General features: G+C 68.2%; 17 protein-coding genes and 2 pseudogenes. 10 read left to right on the top strand and 9 right to left on the bottom strand.

The features are described 5' to 3' along the window. Positions 1–23: 23 nt before the first annotated feature. Positions 24–1,250: an IS30 family transposase gene (locus OG322_RS35195; protein ID WP_329307448.1), complete on the bottom strand. Its 1,227-nt coding sequence runs from the start codon at positions 1,248–1,250 to the stop codon at positions 24–26. A 68-nt stretch (positions 1,251–1,318) separates the two neighbouring features. After that, positions 1,319–1,813, bottom strand: a complete 495-nt coding sequence (locus tag OG322_RS35190) for a hypothetical protein (protein ID WP_329307447.1) — start codon at positions 1,811–1,813, stop codon at positions 1,319–1,321. Between the two features lie 165 nt (positions 1,814–1,978). Here OG322_RS35190 and OG322_RS35185 point away from each other — a divergent pair. Continuing rightward, positions 1,979–2,371, top strand: a pseudogene (locus OG322_RS35185) (STAS domain-containing protein); the annotation flags it as partial. A gap of 54 nt (positions 2,372–2,425) precedes the next feature. Here OG322_RS35185 and OG322_RS35180 read toward each other — a convergent pair. The 4 genes from OG322_RS35180 to OG322_RS35165 all read right to left on the bottom strand — a co-directional run bounded on the left by OG322_RS35180 (position 2,426) and on the right by OG322_RS35165 (position 6,452). Further along, positions 2,426–3,406 carry a zinc-binding alcohol dehydrogenase family protein gene (locus tag OG322_RS35180; protein ID WP_241200461.1) on the bottom strand — a complete coding sequence of 327 codons (981 nt, stop codon included), beginning with the start codon at positions 3,404–3,406 and terminating at the stop codon, positions 2,426–2,428. 444 nt (positions 3,407–3,850) lie between these two features. After that, positions 3,851–5,230 carry an IS1380 family transposase gene (locus OG322_RS35175; protein ID WP_329307446.1) on the bottom strand — a complete coding sequence of 460 codons (1,380 nt, stop codon included), beginning with the start codon at positions 5,228–5,230 and terminating at the stop codon, positions 3,851–3,853. Positions 5,231–5,374: 144 nt separating this feature from the next. Continuing rightward, complete coding sequence (locus OG322_RS35170; RefSeq protein WP_329307445.1) at positions 5,375–6,268, bottom strand: IS5 family transposase; 894 nt, start codon at positions 6,266–6,268, stop codon at positions 5,375–5,377. Beyond that, positions 6,261–6,452, bottom strand: a complete 192-nt coding sequence (locus OG322_RS35165; protein WP_260147308.1) for a hypothetical protein — start codon at positions 6,450–6,452, stop codon at positions 6,261–6,263. The genes OG322_RS35170 and OG322_RS35165 overlap by 8 nt, the downstream gene beginning before the upstream one ends. A 357-nt stretch (positions 6,453–6,809) precedes the next feature. On the opposite strand from OG322_RS35165, the gene OG322_RS35160 reads away from it, so the two are divergent. From OG322_RS35160 to OG322_RS35145, 4 genes are all read left to right on the top strand, one after another. After that, entirely contained in the window at positions 6,810–7,529 is a 720-nt protein-coding gene (locus tag OG322_RS35160; RefSeq protein WP_329307444.1) for an IS6 family transposase, read from the top strand. Positions 7,530–7,920: 391 nt separating this feature from the next. Further along, positions 7,921–8,232: an ArsR/SmtB family transcription factor gene (locus tag OG322_RS35155; protein ID WP_073723648.1), complete on the top strand. Its 312-nt coding sequence runs from the start codon at positions 7,921–7,923 to the stop codon at positions 8,230–8,232. A gap of 105 nt (positions 8,233–8,337) precedes the next feature. Then, positions 8,338–9,567, top strand: coding sequence for an MFS transporter (locus tag OG322_RS35150; RefSeq protein ID WP_123467448.1), 1,230 nt, complete (start codon positions 8,338–8,340; stop codon positions 9,565–9,567). Positions 9,568–9,626: 59 nt separating this feature from the next. Next, positions 9,627–10,175, top strand: a complete 549-nt coding sequence (locus tag OG322_RS35145; RefSeq protein ID WP_266412769.1) for an NADPH-dependent FMN reductase — start codon at positions 9,627–9,629, stop codon at positions 10,173–10,175. Positions 10,176–10,277: 102 nt separating this feature from the next. Here the strand turns inward: OG322_RS35145 and OG322_RS35140 are convergent, their stop codons facing one another. The 3 genes from OG322_RS35140 to OG322_RS35130 form a co-directional block, all read right to left on the bottom strand. Further along, positions 10,278–11,225, bottom strand: coding sequence for a serine hydrolase (locus tag OG322_RS35140; protein ID WP_329307443.1), 948 nt, complete (start codon positions 11,223–11,225; stop codon positions 10,278–10,280). A gap of 176 nt (positions 11,226–11,401) precedes the next feature. After that, positions 11,402–12,370: a transposase gene (locus OG322_RS35135; protein WP_443066572.1), complete on the bottom strand. Its 969-nt coding sequence runs from the start codon at positions 12,368–12,370 to the stop codon at positions 11,402–11,404. A 276-nt stretch (positions 12,371–12,646) separates the two neighbouring features. Next, positions 12,647–13,885 carry an RICIN domain-containing protein gene (locus tag OG322_RS35130; protein ID WP_123467450.1) on the bottom strand — a complete coding sequence of 413 codons (1,239 nt, stop codon included), beginning with the start codon at positions 13,883–13,885 and terminating at the stop codon, positions 12,647–12,649. A 298-nt stretch (positions 13,886–14,183) separates the two neighbouring features. Here OG322_RS35130 and OG322_RS35125 point away from each other — a divergent pair, with 298 nt between their 5' ends. The 5 genes and pseudogenes from OG322_RS35125 (at position 14,184) to OG322_RS35105 (ending at position 19,310) form a co-directional block, all read left to right on the top strand. After that, a complete protein-coding gene (locus tag OG322_RS35125) occupies positions 14,184–16,520 on the top strand; it encodes a helix-turn-helix domain-containing protein (RefSeq protein WP_329307441.1) in 2,337 nt (778 codons plus the stop codon). Between the two features lie 195 nt (positions 16,521–16,715). Further along, positions 16,716–17,693: a recombinase family protein gene (locus tag OG322_RS35120; protein ID WP_123467453.1), complete on the top strand. Its 978-nt coding sequence runs from the start codon at positions 16,716–16,718 to the stop codon at positions 17,691–17,693. A 58-nt stretch (positions 17,694–17,751) separates the two neighbouring features. Continuing rightward, a pseudogene (locus OG322_RS35115) lies at positions 17,752–17,919 on the top strand (IS6 family transposase); the annotation flags it as partial. A gap of 159 nt (positions 17,920–18,078) precedes the next feature. Continuing rightward, positions 18,079–18,486, top strand: a complete 408-nt coding sequence (locus OG322_RS35110; protein ID WP_329307440.1) for a hypothetical protein — start codon at positions 18,079–18,081, stop codon at positions 18,484–18,486. Beyond that, positions 18,483–19,310, top strand: a complete 828-nt coding sequence (locus OG322_RS35105) for a lipase family protein (RefSeq protein ID WP_266412765.1) — start codon at positions 18,483–18,485, stop codon at positions 19,308–19,310. The genes OG322_RS35110 and OG322_RS35105 overlap by 4 nt, the downstream gene beginning before the upstream one ends. Positions 19,311–19,351 lie beyond the last annotated feature (41 nt).

The following is a 19,351-nucleotide window of genomic DNA, read 5'->3' as shown; positions in this document are numbered from 1 at the left end:
GTTGCAACACGTGGTCGTGTTGGTCAGGCCGCGAGTAGTTTATGCAGGCGCTCGGCTGGGGTTTCCCAGTCGAGCGTTTTGCGTGGGCGGCCGTTGAGTTCAGCGGCGACGGCGTCGAGGTATTCGCGCGTGTGGGAGGCCAGGTCGGTGCCCTTGGGAAAGTACTGGCGGAGCAAGCCGTTGGTGTTCTCGTTCGAGCCTCGTTGCCAGGGACTGGCCGGGTCGCAGAAGTAGACCGGGACGTCGGTGGCGAGGGTGAACTCTCGGTGGCGGCCCATCTCGCTGCCCTGGTCCCAGGTGAGAGACCGTTTCAGGTGTGCCGGCAAGGTCTGTGCGGTTGCGACGAGCGCGTCGCGGACGGCTTCGGTGCCCCGGCCGTTGGGCAGGTGCAGGAGCATCACGTATCGGGTGGAGCGTTCGACGAGCGTGCCGATGGCGGAGCCGTTGTCCTTGCCGATGATGAGGTCGCCCTCCCAGTGTCCGGGCACCGCGCGGTCGGCAACCTCGGCGGGACGTTCGCTGATCATCACCATCGGGTCGCGGAAACGGGGCTGGCGTTGTTGGGCCTGACGGCGGTGCTTGCGCCGGACACGTCCGGTGCGCAGGGCCCGTGCCAGTTCACGGCGCAGTTCGCCGCGGCCCTGGACGTAGAGGGCCTGGTAGACGGTCTCGTGCACCACGTGCATCTCCGGCCTGTCGGGGAAGCCTGCGCGCAGGGCCTGGCAGATCTGCTCAGGGCTCCACCGTAGGTCCAGACGGTCCTGGATGAAGTTCCGCAGCTCGTGGCTCTGGCCGATCTTTCCCGGTTTCGGACGGGGCCGGCGGTCGTTCGCGCGGGCCTGGGCGGCGTGAGGCCGGTAGGCGATGCGGGAGGAGCCTGGCGGCCGGGTCCCGTTGCGGCGTATTTCCCGGCTGATCGTTGAGGGACTGCGGTCCAGCTCGGCGGCGATGGCGCGGATGGACGCCTTCTCCCGCAGCCGATCGGCGATGTGGATGCGGTCGGACTCCCGCAGGTAGCGAGACGGGCCCTGGGGCACCAGGGGCGGCCGCACGGGCTTGGCGGCCTTGTTCCCCCCGGACGCGGCACGACCATGCCGCCACCGCTTGCCGGTCCTGCGATTGATGCCTACGCGCTCACACGCTGCCGTGTTGGTCAGGCCCTGGTCCATGAGCCGGAAGTATTCCTCCCGCTCACGGACCAGGCTCCCGCGCCCCTGAGGCTTCCGGCTCTCCCGAATCCTGAAGTCCATTGCATCCCCTGAACTGGGGTGTTGCGACGACCACTAGAACTCAAGCACTCCAGCGGGGCCTCTGCATTTCATTCTTCACTCCTTCCGAGACAGGCGGCCCATTCCGGATGGATTCGCTGAATAACTGGATTTGCAGACAATCCAGGAATTTCAGTGATCAGCCGAGAATGTGTCTCTCTCAGGAAAATGAGAATCTCTCGTACGAGTTCCTCGCGCCCCACGAATGCCTGCACAGGACGTTTCGATGAGCTCACCGCGATGAGATCGCCATCCTGGCGCAGTTGAATAACCTCATCGCTTTCCGTAAACCCGAACGCAGCATCCTCACCCACCGAGATTCGCTTCGCCGCGCCAGAAAGGGACAAGGCCAGGTCGACGAGCGTCACAAATCTCGTCCTTGAGACGACCTCGGTGTCATCAACTGCCAGTTCGAAGTTCGCCCCGAAGTACTTGTAGCGGAGGTCCATCTCTGTGGCGGCAGCTGGATCGCCCTGCTTGGCGGCGTCCCAGGTCTTACGCCAGGCTGAACCCGACTCCGGGAGATAGAAAGAGAGATGAATCACGCTTTTCCTCACTCGTTGCTCACCTAGTACGGAAATGCCGTCACGACTTTTCCGTCGTTAACGATTACGCGGACGCCAGTTAGCTCGCCGCCACCATTCGCCGAGCCAGCCCTCCCGACAGGGCTTCCAAAATCCCACTCTTAAATCTGACCAGGGCGCGCCGCACCGAAGGCGCGCACCATCCCCGGTCTGCTGGTCTACCGCTACGACTCCCCGCTCTTCTTCGCCAACGCCGAGGATTTCAAGCACCGGGCCCTGGCCGCCGTGGACGAGCAGGACGAACCCGTGTGCTGGTTCGTCCTCAACACCGAGGCGAATGTGGAGGTGGACATCACCGCGCTGGACTCGGTGGAGGAACTGCGGCGGGAGCTGACCGAGCGGGGCATCGTGTTCGCCATGGCCTGGGTCAAGCAGGATCTGCGCGACCCGCTGGACGCCTACGGGCTGACCGAGTCGGTCGGCCCCGAGCTGATCTTCCCGACGCTGCCGACCGCCGTGGCCGCCTACCGGAGGTGGTGCGGCCAGGAAGCGGACGGCATGGGCAGCGAAGACCTGTGACCCTGCGCGGCGGTAGCCGTTGGAGACCGCCCCCAGAGCTTGGTACAGGCGCTGTCAGCCGGGCAGGAGAACGGCGGCACCGTTCACCCGGTCGGCCGCCAGATCGGCGAGTGCCTGGTCGGCGCGGCTCAGCGGGTAGGGGCTCACCGTGACGTGGATGCCGACGCGTTCGGCCAGCGCCAGGAAGTCCCGCCCGTCCTGCCGGGTGTTGGAGGTGACGCTGCGCAGATTCTTCTCCTGGAACAGATGGCGCTGATAGTTCAGCACCGGAATGTCGGAGAGATGGATACCGGCGACGGCGAGGGTGCCCGAACAGTCCAGCGCCTCCAGCGCCACCGGCACGAGGTCGCCCACCGGGGCGAAGAGGATCGCCGAGTCCAACGGCTCGGGCGGCCGGTCGTAGGCGCCGCCCGCCGAAGCCGCACCGAGTTCCAGGGCGAGGGCCCGCGCCCGCTCCGACCGGGTCAGCACATGAACCGTGGCGCCCTCGGCAAGAGCCACCTGGGCGGCCAGATGCGCCGAAGCGCCGAAACCGTAGATCCCCAGCCGCCCGCCTTCGGGCAGTGCGCTGCGCCGAAGCGCCCGGAAGCCGATGATGCCGCCGCACAACAGGGGGGCGAGCAGCTCCGCCTCCCGGTCCTCCGGCAGCCAGTAGGCGAACGCCTCCGGAACCACGGCCGTCTCGGCGAAACCACCGTCCGCGTCCCATCCCGTGTAGACGGACCGCGGGCAGAGGTTTTCCCGTCCGGCCCGGCAATACCGACAACTCCCACAGGTGCCGCGAAGCCACGCCCCGCCGACCCGGTCCCCGACGCGGAACAGGCCGACCCCTTCGCCGACGGCCTCGACCCGGCCGACAATCTCATGACCGGGAATCATGGACGGGCGGTGCGGTACGAGGTCCCCTTCGGCCAGATGCAGATCCGTACGGCACACACCGCACGCCTCCACCCGCAACAACAGCTCCCCCGGGCCAGGAGCCGACGTCTCCCGCCGGACTCGCTCCAGCGGACCGGTATCGAACGGCCCCGGCATGCCTACAGCCCAGCCACTGTGTGTGGCGGGCACGGACGCAGAAAAAGCCATGCTTCAAGCGTGCGGCGAATGAGTGGACGGGGCAAGCGATCTGGCCGAAGGAAAGGCCGGATCGCCGAGGAACTCTCCGCCAGGCGCTCAAGGCATAGCGCAGACCGCCAACGGTGGGCCAGCCGAAGGAGTAAGGCCCTCAACCGCCCGAACCCTACGCCATGCGGCGAAAGGCAGCGGCAGATCCCCAGTTGGCCAAACCGGGAACTCTCCGCACCCTTAGCCTCGATCGTTCATGGGTCCTCGTCGGTTCGCTGATGGGGACTCTGTGCTTGCGAGGTGCGGAATTTCGTGGGCTGGGGCAGGTTGGCGGCCCGGCTGTCGCGTCGGGTGGGCGCCGGGTTCCACTGCTCCGGGATGTTGCTGGTTCGTCGGGACGGTTGAAGTGGTTGGTCAGCCGGGGTTCGGCAGGGCTGCGAGTCGCTGGATCGCGCGGGTGATTACATCCGTCCAGGGCCATCGGGCGGTGAAGCGGAGCCAGCGGCGGCGGCCGGTGGTGACCAGCTGGGCAGCAGCGGAGAACAGCCGAAGGCGGAGCCGCTTGGGTTCCCAGCGGCGGGTTTTGCTGGTCAGGGCGAGCATCGGCATCCAGGCGAGGAGGTCGAGTGCGAGGGAGACGATCTCCAGCCAGATCTGGTTCTGTGCGGTGTCGTGCAGCGGCAGGTTGCGCAGGCCGGTGTCGCGGGCGTTTCGGATCCGGTCCTCGCAGCGGGCCCGCCGTCGATGACGTAGTTCCAGGTCGGCGAGCTGGCCGCCCTTGGTGTTCGTCGCGAAGCAGGTGAGCTGGAGTCCGTCGAGGTCGGTGAAGCGCAACTGGGCTCCGGGGTGCGGGCGTTCTTTGCGGACGATCAGCCGCATCCCTTTCGGCCAGGTGGTCAGGTCGGGCATGTCGGTGATCTCTGCGACCCAGGCGCCGGGCCGCTCGGTGCCGTCGGCGTCGTAGGCCGGTGTCCATGCCTTCTTCGGGATCTTCAGGACGGCCTGGTGGATGGCGTCGGTGATGGTCATTCCGACGGAATACGACAGCCACCGGCCCGGTTTGGAGAGCCAGTCGAGGAAGGCATGGGTCCCGCCGGCGGAGTCGGTGCGGATCAGCGTCTGCCGTCCCCGCCGCAGGTGCTTGGGAAGTTGAGCCACGGCGAGGCGGGTGGTCTCGATGTGATCGCTCGCGGTGTTGGACCCGGCGTTGCCGGGCCGCAGCAGCGCGGCCACCGGTTCCCCGGACCCGCTCTGGCCGTGGTCGACGGACGCGACGAGCGGATGATGACCGAAGGTCTTCTTCCAGGTCGCGGTGGCGTCCTGCTTCTCGGAGTGCGCAAGGACGAGCACGCCGTCGATGTCCACGATCGCCGAGCCGTCGGCGGCGGGACCGTTCGCCCCGGCCAGTTCCCAGACATGCGAGCGTACTTCCGCCCGAGCCGACCGGATCGCGGTGAGCGACTTCGGTCCGGCAGCGGCAAGGGCGTCAATGAGCCGTGAAACCGTCGGGTCGGATGCCACTGGTCCGAACACGTCGGGCTCGGCCCGCAGCATGGCGACATCGGCGAGGCAGTCCCCGCCCAGAGCGACTCCGAGCGCGACATCCAGAAGGATCTTGCCTGGATCATGCACCGTCCGCGGTTCGCGCCACGGCTCCAACGCCGTCGATATCGCGGTGTCCAGACCCAACTTGCGGACCGTCTCGACCAACAGCACCGCGCCGGCCTGCGAGACCGTCCCGCTGCCACCGCCCTCGACACGGACACGCGGGTACAACCCGATACGCTTACTCACCTGGAGAGTGCTTCTTTCCGTGCAGCCAACAGGACCCTAGACAAGTCCCATCGTTGCAGGTCAGAAGCACTCTCCGCTTATTTGATCAAGACCCGGACAGGCTCACTCACGAAAGCCCGAGGTTGGGCCGTGTCTCACAAATGATCACCTGGTGGGTTCGCGGAGCCAGAGGACAAGGGAGGCCAGGACGAGTCCGGCCCGGTAGCGAGCGGCGAGTTTGTCGAATCTGGTGGCAATTGCGCGGAACTGCTTCAGGCGGGCGAAGCATCGTTCGACCACGTTGCGGTCGCGGTAGGCGTTCCGGTCGAAGGCGGGTGGCCGGCCGCCGGAGGTTCCGCGTCGTCGGCGGTTGGCGGCCTGGTCTCGGCGTTCGGGGATCGTGGCGACGATGCCCCGGCGCCGTAGCAGGTGGCGGATCGCCCTGCTGGAGTAGGCCTTGTCGCCCAGCACGCGATCCGGTGTCGTGCGCGGCCGGCCTGTCATGGCGCGCGGGATGCGGATCCCGTCGAGAACCTGGACGAACGTGGTGGCGTCGTTGACGTTGCCAGGCGTGAGCGCAATGGACAGCGGCAGGCCGCGGCCGTCGACGGCAAGATGGACCTTGGTGGTCAGCCCGCCTCGGGACCGGCCGAGGGCTTGGCGCGTCTGTGAGCTGCCCGGGTCTTCCAGTTCGTCCCCATCTGCGTCCCCTTTTTGCGGGCGCCGGCCGCGTGCTGATGAGCGCGGTTGGTCGACGGCGACGGTCCATTCCACCCGGCCCACCGCGTCGTCGCGGACCTGGACGTGCTCCAGCAGCTTCGCCCAGGTCCCGTCCGCCTCCCAGCGGGCGAACCGCTCGTAGACCGTCTGCCACGGCCCGTAACGCTCGGGCAGATCACGCCACGGAGCACCGGTCCGAAGCCGCCATAGCACTCCGTTAACCACCTGCCGGTGATTACGCCACGGCCGGCCACGCCCATCCACCTGTGGCAGCAGGGGCGCTATCCGCTCCCACGCCGTGTCCGTCAACTCACCTCGACCTGCCACAAGATCAATCATCCGCGTGCTCGTTGTCGGACTCACACTCGGGGTCCGTCACGAACCGGCTCAGGCGATACCCAGACGGGTACTTCAGGCGGCCACACAGCGTCTCGATCCGGATCATCGACGCGTCGGTTCCTGCCTCCTGCAGGCGACGCAGGTGGACGCCCAGCTCCGCACTGTCCACAGTCTCGAAGATCACTTCCCATCGTCCCACGCCCGGCGCCGTGCGAGCGGCAAGCCGCTGCCTCTCGGCCTCTTGTCGCCGCTTTCTCTTCCACTGCCCTGGCACCGGCTCAGAATCCCTGGTCAGAGCCATAGGAGCAAGGCAATTGAAGCCAGCCACAACCCGGCGGAGTGATCATTTGTCAGACACGGCCTAGCAGTCGCCGGTGCGGCAGGACCGACCGGGACATCCGCACTGCCTGTGGCCAGCCCGGCCGCATCGTCTCCGGTGTGATGCTCCGGGCCAGGAGGGCGGAGGCGTCGGCTGGGCACTGTCACGTTGACTGACCGGGTGGGATGATCTTCTGGTTGGTCATGCTGGGAGGGGGCGTCCGTGGACAGCGCATCGCCGTCGTACAAGGGGCACCGGTACCCGGTCGAGGTCATTGCCCACTGTGTGTGGCTGTACCACCGCTTCCCGCTGTCGTTCCGCGAGGTCGAGGAGTTGATGCTCGAGCGTGGCGTGGTCGTCTCCCACGAGACGGTCCGCCGCTGGTGTGCGAAGTTCGGGCAGGCCCACGCCAACGGCCTGCGCCGGAGGCGGCCCCGGCCCGGGGACAAGTGGCACCTGGGCGAGGTCTTCGTGAAGATCAACGGAGAGCAGAAGTACCTGTGGCGGGCCGTTGACGCCGACGGCAACGTGCTCGACATCCTGGTCCAGTCCCGCCGGGACAAGGCCGCGGCCCGGCGCTTCTTCCGCAAACTGCTCAAGAGAACCTGCTCGGTGCCGAGGGTGATCGTCACCGACAAGCTCCGCTCCTACGGCGCGGCCCACCGCGAGGTCACGCCCTCCGTCGAGCACCGCGCCCACAAGGGCCTCAACAACCGGGCCGAGAACAGCCACCAGCCCACCCGGCAGCGCGAACGCGCCATGAAAGGCTTCCGTAGCGTCGGCGGAGCCCAGCAGTTCCTGTCCGCGTTCAGCGGCATCTCACCCCACTTCCGACCACGCCGCCACCTGATGACCGCCCCCGAATACCGCACCGAGATGACCACCCGCTTCGCCATCTGGGACCAGGTCACCGGCGTCGCCGACCTGCCCGCCGCGGCCTGAGCACGGAGCCGGAACCCGACCCCACCACACCCGACACACCATCAGGCACTCACACACCCAACAACGTGACAGCGCCCACGCGCGTACTCCCTCGACCTCAACCGGACCGTGTGGGAGGGCCTGCCCGACGGAGAGAGCTTGCGCGACCACCTGGAGGACAACAGGCTGGCCTTTCTCGACGCGGCCCGAGCGGTCATGGGATAGCCACCGCGGGCCGCGAAGGCCCTCTGCCCCGACGGCGGCCCACAGCGGCCCGCCCCCGCTGCACCCGCCCGCCACCGTCGCCGGAGCCGGCGATTTGACTTGCCCCTACATATCCAGAAAGCTAGATGCGTACCCGGGAGGGCAAGAGGCCCGAAGGCAGCCCCCAAGGATTCACAGAGAGGCCCCCATGGACCCGCTGGCCGTGCACAAGGCCCTCGCCAACCCCGCCCGTCTGCAGTTCATGCAGTGGCTGCGCGACCCCGAGAAGTACTTCGACGAGGACTCGTACACGCAGCAGGGGCTGGGCTTCCACATCGGCGTATGCGTGGGTGACATCCAGAAGCGGGCCGGGCTCGCGCAGTCCGTCGTGTCCGGCTACCTCCAGACCCTCAGGGACGCGGGCCTCCTCACCTCGGAGCGCGTCGGCAAGTGGACGTACTACCGCCGCAACGAGCCGGTGATCGCCGAGTTCGCCGCCCATGTGCGCGACGAGCTGTAGCCGCCCCGTCCTCCAGGCGTGACCGCAGAGAGCTGAGCCCCGCGCCCCGCACGGCGCACCCATGACTCAACGTATCTACTTTTCTAGATTTAAAGAAAGATCACCATGAGAAAAACCTCCGCCGCCGTCCTGGTGCTCGCCCTGGGCGTGTTCGGGATCATCACCACCGAGATGGGCATCGTCGGGGTACTCCCCCAGCTCTCCGCCGAACTCGGCGTCCCGCCCTCCACCGCCGGCTGGCTCGTCGGGGCGTTCGCCCTGGTGATCGCCGTGACCGGGCCCTTCACCACACTGCTCGCCTCCGGGATCGACCGCAAGAAGGTCCTCGCCGCCTCGATCGCGGTGTTCGCCCTCTCCAACGCCGTCTACGCGCTCACCACCCAGTACGAGGTGATGCTCGCCTTCCGCATCATTCCTGCCGTCTTCCACCCGGTGTTCTTCTCGGTCGCGCTGGCCACGGCCGCGCGCATGGTCGTGACGAAGGACGGCGAGGACGCGAAGGCCGCCACCCGGGCGACGACGACCGTCTTCGCCGGTGTCACCGTCGGGTTCGCCTTCGGGGTGCCGCTGACCTCGTACCTCGCCGAACACCTCTCGCTCCCTGCCGCGTTCTGGTTCGGCGCGCTCGTCAATCTGATCGCGTTCCTGGGCATCCTGCGCCTGCTCCCGAGCCTGCCGGTCGGACAACGCGTCTCGTACGGAGCCCAGTTGAGCGTGCTCAGGCAGCCCCGGATGTGGCTGACCATCACGTCCGTCGTCCTGATCTTCGCGGCGATGTTCTCCGTCTACGGCTACTTCGCCGAGTACCTGGGCCAGGTCACCGACATGGACGGCTCCTGGGTCAGCGCCATGCTGATGGCGTTCGGCATCATGATGATCCTCGGCAACTTCGCCTTCGGCAGCCTGCTCCAGCGGAACCTCGTCCGCACCGCCCTCGCCTATCCGGCCCTCTGCCTGCTGGTCTACGTACTCGTGTACGCGATCGGGCCACGGTTCGTCCCGATGGTCCTGGGCGTCCTGGTCTGGGGAGCCGTGCACTCCGGCGGGCTCATCGTCACCCAGAGCTGGCTGGGCAGGGATGCACGGGACGCACCCGAGTTCGGCAACAGCCTCTTCATCTCCTTCTCCAATCTCGGCATCACCCTCGGCACTGCGGCCGGCGGGTGGGTCCTGTCCGCCGCGGGAGCCCGCCGGCTGCCGTGGGTCGGAGCCGGGTTCGCCATCGCCGCGCTGGTCGTCATGCTGGTCCGGCTGAGCCTGGACCGTGCCGGACGGCGGACCCCGCAGTCCGGGGAGGTGGCCGCCTCTCACGCTGCCGTTCGCGCGGCCCCCTGACGGCACGCACCTGTCGAGGCGGAGCGGAACAGTCCGGTGCCGCTCGGAGTTGAGCGGTTATGCCAACACCACGCGTGATTCTCCTGCTGTCCGGAAGCGTGCGGGCCGGGTCCTCCAACGAGACCGTGCTGCGCACCGCCCAGGACGTGGCGCCCGCCACCGTACGTACCGTCCTCTACGACGGACTCGGGGATCTGCCGCACTTCAACCCCGACGACGACACCGACCCGCTGCCGAAGCCGGTGGCCGAACTCCGGGCCGCGATCGCCGCCGCCGACGCCCTGCTGATCTGCTCCCCGGAGTACGCGGGGACGCTCCCCGGGTCGTTCAAGAACCTGCTGGACTGGACCGTCGGCGGCACCGAGATCGGCGACAAGCCCGCCGCCTGGCTGAACGCCGCCGCGCCCGGTCGCGGGGAGGGCGCCTCGGCGACGCTCCGCACCGTGCTCGGCTACACCGGCGCGGCCATCGTGGACGCCGCCTGCGTACGGGGCGCGCTCGACCGGAACACCGTCGGCGCGGACGGGATCAGCACCGATCCGGAGCTCCGCCGACAGGTGGCGGCGGCGCTCGACGCCCTGCTGGACGCGGCCGGTCCGGCGTCGTAGGCCCGTGTCGTAGGTCCGGCGTCGCAGTCCGGTCCCTCCGGCCTGCGGGGCGTCGGCTCCCCATACGGTGCCCCGGTCGTCGGCGTCGGTGGCATGGGGGCCTCAGTCGATGGTGCCCCGGCCGGTGGCGCGCGGGCCGGGGGTGCGCAGGGCGTCCACGGCGATGCGGGCCGCTGTGCCGATGACGGCGTCGGCCGCCGGGAGGGTGGCGGCGGGGCTGGCGGCGCGGGTGAAGACCGCGACGGCGTAGCGGCCCCCGTCGGGGTACTCGACGACGCCGACCTCGTTGCGGACGGTGGGCGCGCTGCCGGTCTTTCCGGCGACCAGTACGTCGTCGAAGGGGAAGCCCGACGCCAGGCGGTGGGGCCACACCTGAAGGCCGAGCAGACGGCGGATGGCGGCGCCGTGCTCGGGGGTGCATGCCTCGTCGCGCCAGATCGCGCCGAGCAGGCGGGTCATGTCGCGCGGGGTGCTGCGGTTGGTGCGCGCGGGGTCCACGGCGCGCAGGCGGGCGACGACCTGGGGGTCGGCCAGGGCCTGCGGACCGCCGTTTCCGGCGTCCTCCCTGATGGTCGCGAGGAACTCCCGGAAGGTCTGGGTGGCGTGGGTACGGGTGAGGCCCAGCCGCCGTGTGCTGTCGTTGACGGCGTCCAGGCCGACGCGTTCCAGCAGGAGGTCGGCCGCCGTGTTGTCGCTGACGGCCACCATCAGGTACGCCGCGTCGCGCAGGGAGACCCGGGCCGCGTCGAGCATCGCGGCGAGACCGGTGGGCCCCGCCGTACGGCCGTCCCGCGGGCACTCGGTCTGCTCGGTCAGAACCAGCCGCCCGGCCTCCGCCTGCTGGTGGAGCGCGACGAGCAGGCAGAGCTTGTGGACGCTGGCCGTGACGACCAGCCGGTCCGCTCCCGCGTCGATCTGGGCGCCGGAATCGATGTCCACGGCGTGCAGCCAGCCGGTGACCCCGGCTTCGGCGAAAGCGGCGCGGATACGGTCTCGGGCCTGCGGGTGGGCGTGCGGGCCGGGGTGGTGTCGCGTGCGGGGATCGGTCATAACGTTGGGAGGTGGGTTGTGTCCGCCAGCCTGCGTGACCGGTATCGGTGCCCATATCCTGGACCGCTTTGGATGTACTTCGGCCATCCCTGTGGCTGCATCAAGTCCATGAGCTGCCCGGTATGCACTGTCAGTCGGGTCTGTCAAACGAGCGGTGTAACTCGGGTTGTTGAGGGTTACTGGCGGGCTGCGGAGAGTCGGCCGTCGAAGGTGATGTCGAAGGCGTTCAAGGCTGTCTTCCAGCGCATGGCCCAGCGGGCCTGGCCCTTGCCGGTCGGGTCCAGCGACATGATCGCCATGTAGACGCACTTCAAGGCGGCCTGTTCGTTCGGGAAGTGGCCGCGGGCTTTCACCGCCCGTCGGATCCGCGCGTTCACGGACTCGATCGCGTTCGTGGTGCAGACGATGCTGCGGATCTCGGTGTCGAAGCGGAGGAAGGGAGTGAATTCCTCCCAGGCGTTCTCCCAGAGCCGGACGATCGCCGGACACTTCTTGCCCCACGCGTCGGCGAACTCCGCGAACCGCTCGAGTGCGGCTTCCTCGGTCGCCGCGGTGTAGACGGGCTTGAGGACCTTCGCGATCTTGTCCCAGTCCTGGCGGGGCCGGTTCTGCCATTCGGCCATGCCCTCGAGGACCTTGTCGGTGATCGTGGAGATCGTCTGACGGGACACCTCGGCGCCATAGACCTCGGACAGGTGGGCCTGGACCTCACCGGTCGTCAACCCCTTCGCGGCGAGCGAGATGACCATCTCGTCGACGCCCGACAGGCGCTTCTGGCGCTTCTGGCGCTTCTTGACGATCTTCGGCTCGAAGGAACCCTCGCGGTCCCGGGGCACGGCTATCTCGACCGGGCCGACGTCGGTCAGCACGGTTTTGCCACGGGTCCCGTTGCGACTGTTCCCGCCGTTCTTCCCGGCGGGATCGTGCTTGTCATAGCCGAGGTGGTCGGTGATCTCGCCCTCGAGGGCGGACTCCAGGAGCCGCTTGGTCAGCTGCTGCAGCAGCCCTCCCTCGCCGGTCAGCTGAAGGCCCTCGGCCTGAGCCCGGCCCACCAGTTCATCAATCAGCCGATCGTCCACAGACTTCGGCAGCACGGCCTCGGATGGCTCGGCGGTCTCAATCTCGGTCACGTTGTCGCTGGTCATCGATGCATCTTCCATGATCGGGAGTTACACCGAACGTTTTACAGTCCTGAGCAAGGCAGCTGGGCCGGCCTTCAAGTGCTCGGCGTGCACTGTCGGCAGCTGAGTGCGGGCAGGGTCTGCGGCCACCGGGCCTCCGGGAGCGCGGCGTGACTCGCATCGCCGAGCTGCCCGGAAGTCCTTCCTTCGTGCACCCGCCCGGTCAGGTCCCGGCCAGGCGTCTTGTCCGGTCATGGACCGTGGCCCGTTCCTGTGAACCGGTGGGGATGCGAGTTCTGCTCAGATGTATCTCGGCGAGAAGTGCTGGTTCACGGCACCCTTTGTGCAGGCCCACAGTGCGAGGTATCTAATTCCTGAGCCCATGGTGTCCACGCACAGTTGGGTGTACTTGTTCTGGATCTTCCAGGTGCCTGGCTCCTCGCCCCAGTAGTAGATTTTGAAGGTCTGGGAGGGGAGCCCCTTGCACGGGTACTCGCTGACGAGATCGCCGGCCTTCGACAGCGTGCCGTAGTAAAGGTCCATGCAGTTGCCGGTGGAATTGTTGACGAAGATGTATTCGCTATTCCCGCCGCCGGGGGCCTGCCGCATGGTCCACTGGCTCCGCTTGGTCAGGTTCTTCTCCGCGACGACACGGGTGCCGTTGGCGCTGCTCCCCCCCTCGAATCCGAGATACTGGTCGTGGTTGCTGTCGCTGATCAGAGAAACCACGTCTTCGGCAGCGAGGTTCCGCGTGCGAAAGTAGATTGGATAGTGATCAGAGCTGCGGCCGTCTCTCCTTATCGCGTCATAATTGGCCATGCTGAGGTTTGAGACCATGTAGTCGAGCTCGCCGCCGCTTTGCTGGGTTGACTGGCCGGTGTGGTAGACGTAGGCGTTGTTGGTGGCGGCCCAGGCGTGGACCCCGGAGTCCGGGTCGCGGTTGAAGTCGCCCAGGGCAGCCCACAAGTGGCCATACGTAGCCGCGTGATTGCGGATGTTGGTGAGCAGTTCCAGGGCTTCGTTCTGCGTGCCACAGGCACCCGCGTGCACGTTGTAATACATTGTGTCGCCGAACGACACCCCCAAGGCTGGCCGGCCGCCAGTCCTGCCCGGCGGGGCGACCCCGAGGCCGCTTGCCCTGCTATGGGTGACTGTGGCCTGGTTGACCCGGCAGCTGCCCGTCGGACTCATCCAGTAGACGTAGCGTGTGCCCCACTGGTACTCGTTGATGGTGTAGCCGGAAGTGGTGTACGTCTGCAGCAAGGTCATGCCGTAGGCCGACGGGTCGGGGCCCGCTTCCTGGACGGCGACAATGTCGTTGTCGTTACTGACGGCTCTGACATCGTTCCATTTGGCGCCTTGTGAGTTGTACGTCGCGACGGTGTGCTGGTTGGGTTGGGCGGCGTGGGCTTCGGGAGCCGACAGGCCCGTCAGGATGCTGATGAAAGTGACCAATGCCATCAATATGGCGGGTATGCGCGTTCGAGCGCGCAGAATTTCGGCAAGCGGCACAGCAAGACCTTTTCTTGTGGCATTCATGGGGTTACCGAGCTGGTCCGGGTTCGCTGGCGAACCAGACGTCCGCTATCGGGTGACCGGCGCGGCTCGGTGCGCAACGAGAGGCGCGTTTCAGCACATACTGATCCGCGCGCTGGCATCTTTTGTCTGCGGAAGAGCGCACAGGACCGTGCCCGACACCCCTCACTCAACCCGATACAGCCCCGGTGGACCAGGAAGTTCGACCGGTAGTTAAAGCGGCCCGCATACTTCTACCGGTGAGTGCTGCCGGTAGGTACGCCGTTCCGGCCGGACCACTCCGACCAGGGGGACCACGGCTGTGAGCGACAACGGGTTCGGCGAGCGGCTGCACGCACTGCGCACGGGAGCGGGCATCAGCCAGGAGCAGCTGGCGCAGCGGGCGGGGATCAGTGTGCGGGCGTTGTCGAACATGGAGCGCGGGCGCGCGCGGGGGCCGCGGCTGCGCACGGTGGAGGCCTTGGTGGCGGCGTTGGGACTGGACGGCGTCGTGGGCCAGGAGTTGGAGGACGCCGCCCGGTTGGGTCGTCCGCGCGCCGTCGGCGGGACGGGGCCCAAATCGTCCGCCGGAACGGGGCCGGGGTCGGGGGCTATCGGTGAGCATCCGCTGGCGCTGCCGCGTGATCTCCGTGACTTCACCGCGCGCGGGCGTGCTCTGGAGGATCTGCGCGTGCTGGTGGAGCGGGGTGATCCCGCGCATCCTGCCGTGGTGGTGGTGTGCGGGCAGCCGGGGCTGGGGAAGACTGCCTTCGCCGTCCACGCCTCCCACGTTCTGGCGCCCGGTTTCCCCGACGGGCAGTTCGCTGTCGACCTGCGCGGCATGGACCCCAAGCCCACCGCGCCGCGCGAGGCGCTCGCCCGGCTCCTGCACGCGTTCGGCGTGGCCGAGGCCGCCGTCCCGGCCGCCACCGACGACCGTTCCGGCCTGCTGCGCTCGGTGCTGCGCGAGCGCCGGGTACTGCTCCTGCTGGACAATGCCGCCGACGAGGGCCAGGTCCGCCCCCTGCTGCCCGGCCACGGCCCCTCCCTGACCCTGGTCACCAGCCGACGCTCTCTGGCCGGACTCGAATCCGTCCACCGCACCGAGCTGGCGCTGCTGCGCCGGGAGGAGGCGGTCGAACTCCTCACCCGCGTCATCGGCCCCGACCGCGTGCACCGCGAGAGCCAGGCCTCCCGCGACCTCGCGGAGCTGTGCGGGCACCTGCCCCTAGCCGTGCGCATTGCCGCACAACGCCTGGCCTCCCGCCCCGGCGAGACCCTCACCAAACTCGTCGCCCAACTCGCCGAACACGAAACACGCCTGGACCACCTCGAGGCCGGGTCCCTGCGGGTGCGGGCCGCCTTCGCCCTGTCCTACCAGCAGCTGCCCCCGTCCGCACGCACCGTCTTTCGCCGCGCCTGCCTCGCGGACGGCCCCGACTTCAGCCCCACCACCGCAGCCCTGCTCGCTGACCTGCCCCTGCGCCAGGCCGCCCGATGCACCCAGCACCTCACCGACGCCGGACTGCTCCAGCCACACCCCACCGCCGACCGCTACCGCTTCCACGACCTCCTGCGCCTGTTCGCCGCCGAACAGCTCGCCGAAGAGGACGAGCCCGCGCACATCACCGCCGCCCGGGACCGGGCCGACCGGTGGGCACTGCGCCGGGCCACCGCCGCAGCCCGGCTCTTCGACACCGAACCCCACCCCGAAACCCCGCCGGACCCGGCCACCGCGGTCGCCGACCGGGACCGGGCCCGGATCTGGCTGGAGGCCGAGCGGCCCCAGTGGCTCGCAGCCCTGCACCGCGCCCACACCGCCGGCCACCACCAGCAGGTGATCGACACCGCGCAGGCGATGCACTGGTTCTCCGACCGCACCCCGCACTGGGAACTGTGGGCGCAGGTCTTCCGGTGCGCCGTCGGCTCGGCCCGCGCCCTGGGCAGCAGGCGCGACGAGGCCGTCCACCTCAATTACCTCTCCTGGGCCTACAACATGTGCCTCTACGACCACACCGCCGCCCTGACCGCCGCCCAGCACGCCCTGGCCGCGGCCCGCGAATGCGGTGATCAGCTCCAGATCGGCTGGGCCCTGGGCTACACCGCCGGAGCCCTCCACCGCCTCGGCCGCACCGAGGAGTCCATCACCCGACTGCACGAAGCCACCGAGCATCTCCGCCAGCAGACCGGCGTACCCAGCCGCCTCGCCGAACTCACCGTCCTCAACAGCCTCGGCCACCACCTGCGCCAGGTCGGCCGCCCCCACGAAGCCCTGACCGTCCACCGGCGCAGCGAAGCCATCTGCCGCGCCGGCGTCCCCGGACAGTTACCCGAACTCATCGGCCTCTATCTGGCGGTGACCCGCCAGCACCTCGGCAACGACCTCGCGGCCCTGCACCGATGGAACGAGGCCGAAGAACCCCTGCGCTACGCGCTCACCCACTTTGAGGCAGCACAGATGCCCGCCTGGAGCGAACCCGCCCGCCTCGACCTCGGCATCGTCCTGCGCCACCTCAACCGCCACCACGAAGCCCATACGACCCTGACCACGGCCCACGATGCCCTCGTCCGGTTGAACAACCCCCGTCAGATCAAAGCCGCCGACGAACTCCACCAACTCAACTCGGTGTTCGACATCGCTGGCCACCCGACCGACTGAGAATGGATTGGAGAAACCGGTGTCACCGTCTGCAGCTGTTACCTGCGATTCCCAGAAACGACCCTTTTGCCCGAGCAAGATCAAATAGAGCCGGACGAAGATCACCAAGAGACGGATCGACTCTCAGAACCCGTTCGCGCTCAAAAGCGGCAAGGGTGGGGTTCTGAGACTTGCGTTGTGCGAAAATCCGGGGTCATGACGGACCCTCAAGAATCTTCCCCCGAACCAGAGTCCGAAGCCGATCACGTCGAGCGCCATCCGTGCCCCAAGTGCAAGGCCGCCCCCGGCTCGCCGTGCCGCTCGCGCTCCGGCGCGGTCACGAGCGCGTACCACACCGGCCGCTTCACCAAGGTGCCCAAGCTGGCGAAGGAGCTGCGGGTGCCGACCCCGGCCACCCGGGGTCCGGGGCAGCCGTGGCGGCCCGGCAAGCCGCTGCCCGCGGCCGTCGACCCCGACCTGCCGAGCGCGGACATCCGGATCGGTTACGCCCGGTGCTCGCACCTCAGCCAGGAGCTCGACTCGCAGTTGGACGCGCTCGCCAGGCACGGCATCGGCAGGGACAAGATCTTCAGCGAGAAGATCAGCACCCGGATCAAGGTCCGCCCCGCCTTCGAGGAGGCGCTGAAGACCGCCCGGGAGATCAAGGCACACGCCCCTCACTGCCGCGTGATCTTCACGGTGAACGAGATGAAGCGACTGGGTCGCGACGCCGCAGAGCTGACCGCCCTCGCCGACCATCTGACCGAGCACGGCCTGGTCCTGGAGATGCTCGTCGGCCCCCTCGCCGGGATCTACGACCCCACCGGACCAGGAAAGCTGCTGTTCGGCTTCTTCGCCGCGATGGCCGAGACCGAGCGAGAGGCCATCCGTGAGTCGATGCTGGAAGGGCTGGAGACCGCGGCCCGCAAGGGCAAGTACGGCGGCCGGCCCCCGGTCATCACCGACGACATGCTGCACACCGTGCTGCGGCGCAAGGCGAACGGCGAGTCCGTCGAGCAGATCCAGCCCGCCCTGATCATCCCCACCGGTAAACGCAAGGGACACAACCCCAGCGTGGCCAGCATCTACCGGGCGCTGGCCGAGCACGAGAAACAGCAGGCGTACCCCGAGGCCACAGAAGCGGCCCAAGCCGACTTCGCCGCCCTCCAGCAGCGCGACCGCAGCCCCGTGTAGTCACTCAGCGTTACTCGCCACCTGGCGGCAGCTATACGAGAACAGGGCCGATGAAAGCAGCATTGGCGGGGCGCAGCGGTTCCTGTCCGCGTTCACCGGGATCTCACCCCACTTCCGACCCGACCGCCACCACATGACCGCCCCCGACCACCGAGCCGAGATGACCATCCGCTTCGCCATCTGGAACCAGATCACCGGTGCTACCGCCCTGCCCACCGCCGCGTGACCCAGGCCCCCGCCCGACCCCTACCACGCCCTGACGCGCCCTCAACCGATCAACATCCCACCAACGTGACCACGCAGTCAGGGACGGTTGACCGTACGGTCGGGAGGGGTGCCCTGACAGGACGGCATTCTCTGGGTTGGCCTCGCGGTCACTTCGCACGTGAGCGGGGCCAACAGCGACGACGATCCGCTGCGCCTTGGTCGGAGGATGCGGCTGCTTGCCACGGTCCAGGCGCTGCTGGCGGACCCGTCGATCGCCGGGCTGAAGGATGGGCCGAAGTTGGCGGCGGTGGTGCTGTACGCGAAGTCACGGGCGCCCAGGGGTAAGAAGAGCGACAACCAGACCTCGATCAGCGGCGGTGACTGGTCCGGACCGGCCAGCTGGGCTGCGGTGGTGGCGAGCCGCTCGCGCAGCTCGAAAATCGGACGGCGATCCGCAAGCCGCCCGACCCGCCCCGGCGGTGTTGCGTCCGTTCGGGTGGTCGCAGGCGCGGCCGACCCCCGGTGTTCAGCCGCAGAGCTAGGTTGCTGGGCGACCGCAGCCGACTTTCGCGAAGGACACCGATGACTATTCCCGACCTGGACCATTCGACGACCGGCTACAGCCCCACGCATGCCTATTGGATGGGCAGGGCGGCCGGACTGGCCTCGCTGGACCGGGACGGCATCGAGGCCCAGGCCCGCGCATGGGGATTCGACGAGATGCGGTACTTCGAGTCGACGCACAAGATGCCGTTCCCGATCGAGGACACCCAGGCATACGTCATGGCCAGCGACCGCATGATCATCACGGGCTTCCGGGGCACCGAGGTCGCCAAGATCCGTGACTGGCTCACCGACGTCGACACACCGCCCGTTCTGGGACCGGGGAACAAAGGCTTCGTCCACTACGGCTTCCACCAGGCCCTGCAATCCGTCTACCCGCAGGTCCGCGACACCGTCCTGGAACTACGTACCCAGGGGCAGAGCGTCTGGTTCACCGGCCACAGCCTCGGCGCGGCGCTGGCGATGCTGGCCGGCGCCCGCCTCTACTTCGAGGAGCCGCGGCTGCTCGCGGACGGCGTCTACACCTTCGGCCAGCCCCGCACCTGCGACCGGCTGCTCGCCGGCGCGCACAACAAGGCGTTCACCAACCGCTGCTACCGCTTCGTCAACAACAACGACATCGTTCCGCACCTCCCGCCCGAGCCCGCCTACACCCACGTTGACGCGCTGCGCTACTTCGACGCCAGCGGCCGGCTCCACCAGGCCATGCCCATGGTCGCGATGCTGCAGGACCGGGCCAAGGGCCTGGGCGCCGACCTGTTCGCCCCCGAGACCGACGCCATCAAAGACCACCACCTGCCCAACTACATCACCGCGCTGGAGAAGAACCTCACCACGACCAACTGAACACCTGCGCCACAGTGTCCCCGCCGTAGCTACGGTCCTCT

Source organism: Streptomyces sp. NBC_01260 (assembly GCF_036226405.1).
GTDB lineage: Bacteria > Actinomycetota > Actinomycetes > Streptomycetales > Streptomycetaceae > Streptomyces > Streptomyces laculatispora.
The sequence above is the reverse complement of the archived record's forward strand: the minus strand, read 5'-3'. Positions and strand labels throughout refer to the sequence as shown.

Excerpts from the sequence above, each read along its gene's own strand:
- OG322_RS35195 (WP_329307448.1), bottom strand. The coding sequence starts at position 1,250 with ATGGACTTCAGGATTCGGGAGAGCCGGAAGCCTCAGGGGCGCGGGAGC.
- OG322_RS35180 (WP_241200461.1), bottom strand. The coding sequence starts at position 3,406 with ATGCCGGGGCCGTTCGATACCGGTCCGCTGGAGCGAGTCCGGCGGGAG.
- OG322_RS35170 (WP_329307445.1), bottom strand. The coding sequence starts at position 6,268 with ATGATTGATCTTGTGGCAGGTCGAGGTGAGTTGACGGACACGGCGTGG.
- OG322_RS35155 (WP_073723648.1), top strand. The coding sequence starts at position 7,921 with ATGGACCCGCTGGCCGTGCACAAGGCCCTCGCCAACCCCGCCCGTCTG.
- OG322_RS35150 (WP_123467448.1), top strand. The coding sequence starts at position 8,338 with ATGAGAAAAACCTCCGCCGCCGTCCTGGTGCTCGCCCTGGGCGTGTTC.
- OG322_RS35145 (WP_266412769.1), top strand. The coding sequence starts at position 9,627 with ATGCCAACACCACGCGTGATTCTCCTGCTGTCCGGAAGCGTGCGGGCC.
- OG322_RS35140 (WP_329307443.1), bottom strand. The coding sequence starts at position 11,225 with ATGACCGATCCCCGCACGCGACACCACCCCGGCCCGCACGCCCACCCG.
- OG322_RS35135 (WP_443066572.1), bottom strand. The coding sequence starts at position 12,370 with ATGACCAGCGACAACGTGACCGAGATTGAGACCGCCGAGCCATCCGAG.
- OG322_RS35130 (WP_123467450.1), bottom strand. The coding sequence starts at position 13,885 with ATGAATGCCACAAGAAAAGGTCTTGCTGTGCCGCTTGCCGAAATTCTG.
- OG322_RS35120 (WP_123467453.1), top strand. The coding sequence starts at position 16,716 with ATGACGGACCCTCAAGAATCTTCCCCCGAACCAGAGTCCGAAGCCGAT.
- OG322_RS35105 (WP_266412765.1), top strand. The coding sequence starts at position 18,483 with ATGACTATTCCCGACCTGGACCATTCGACGACCGGCTACAGCCCCACG.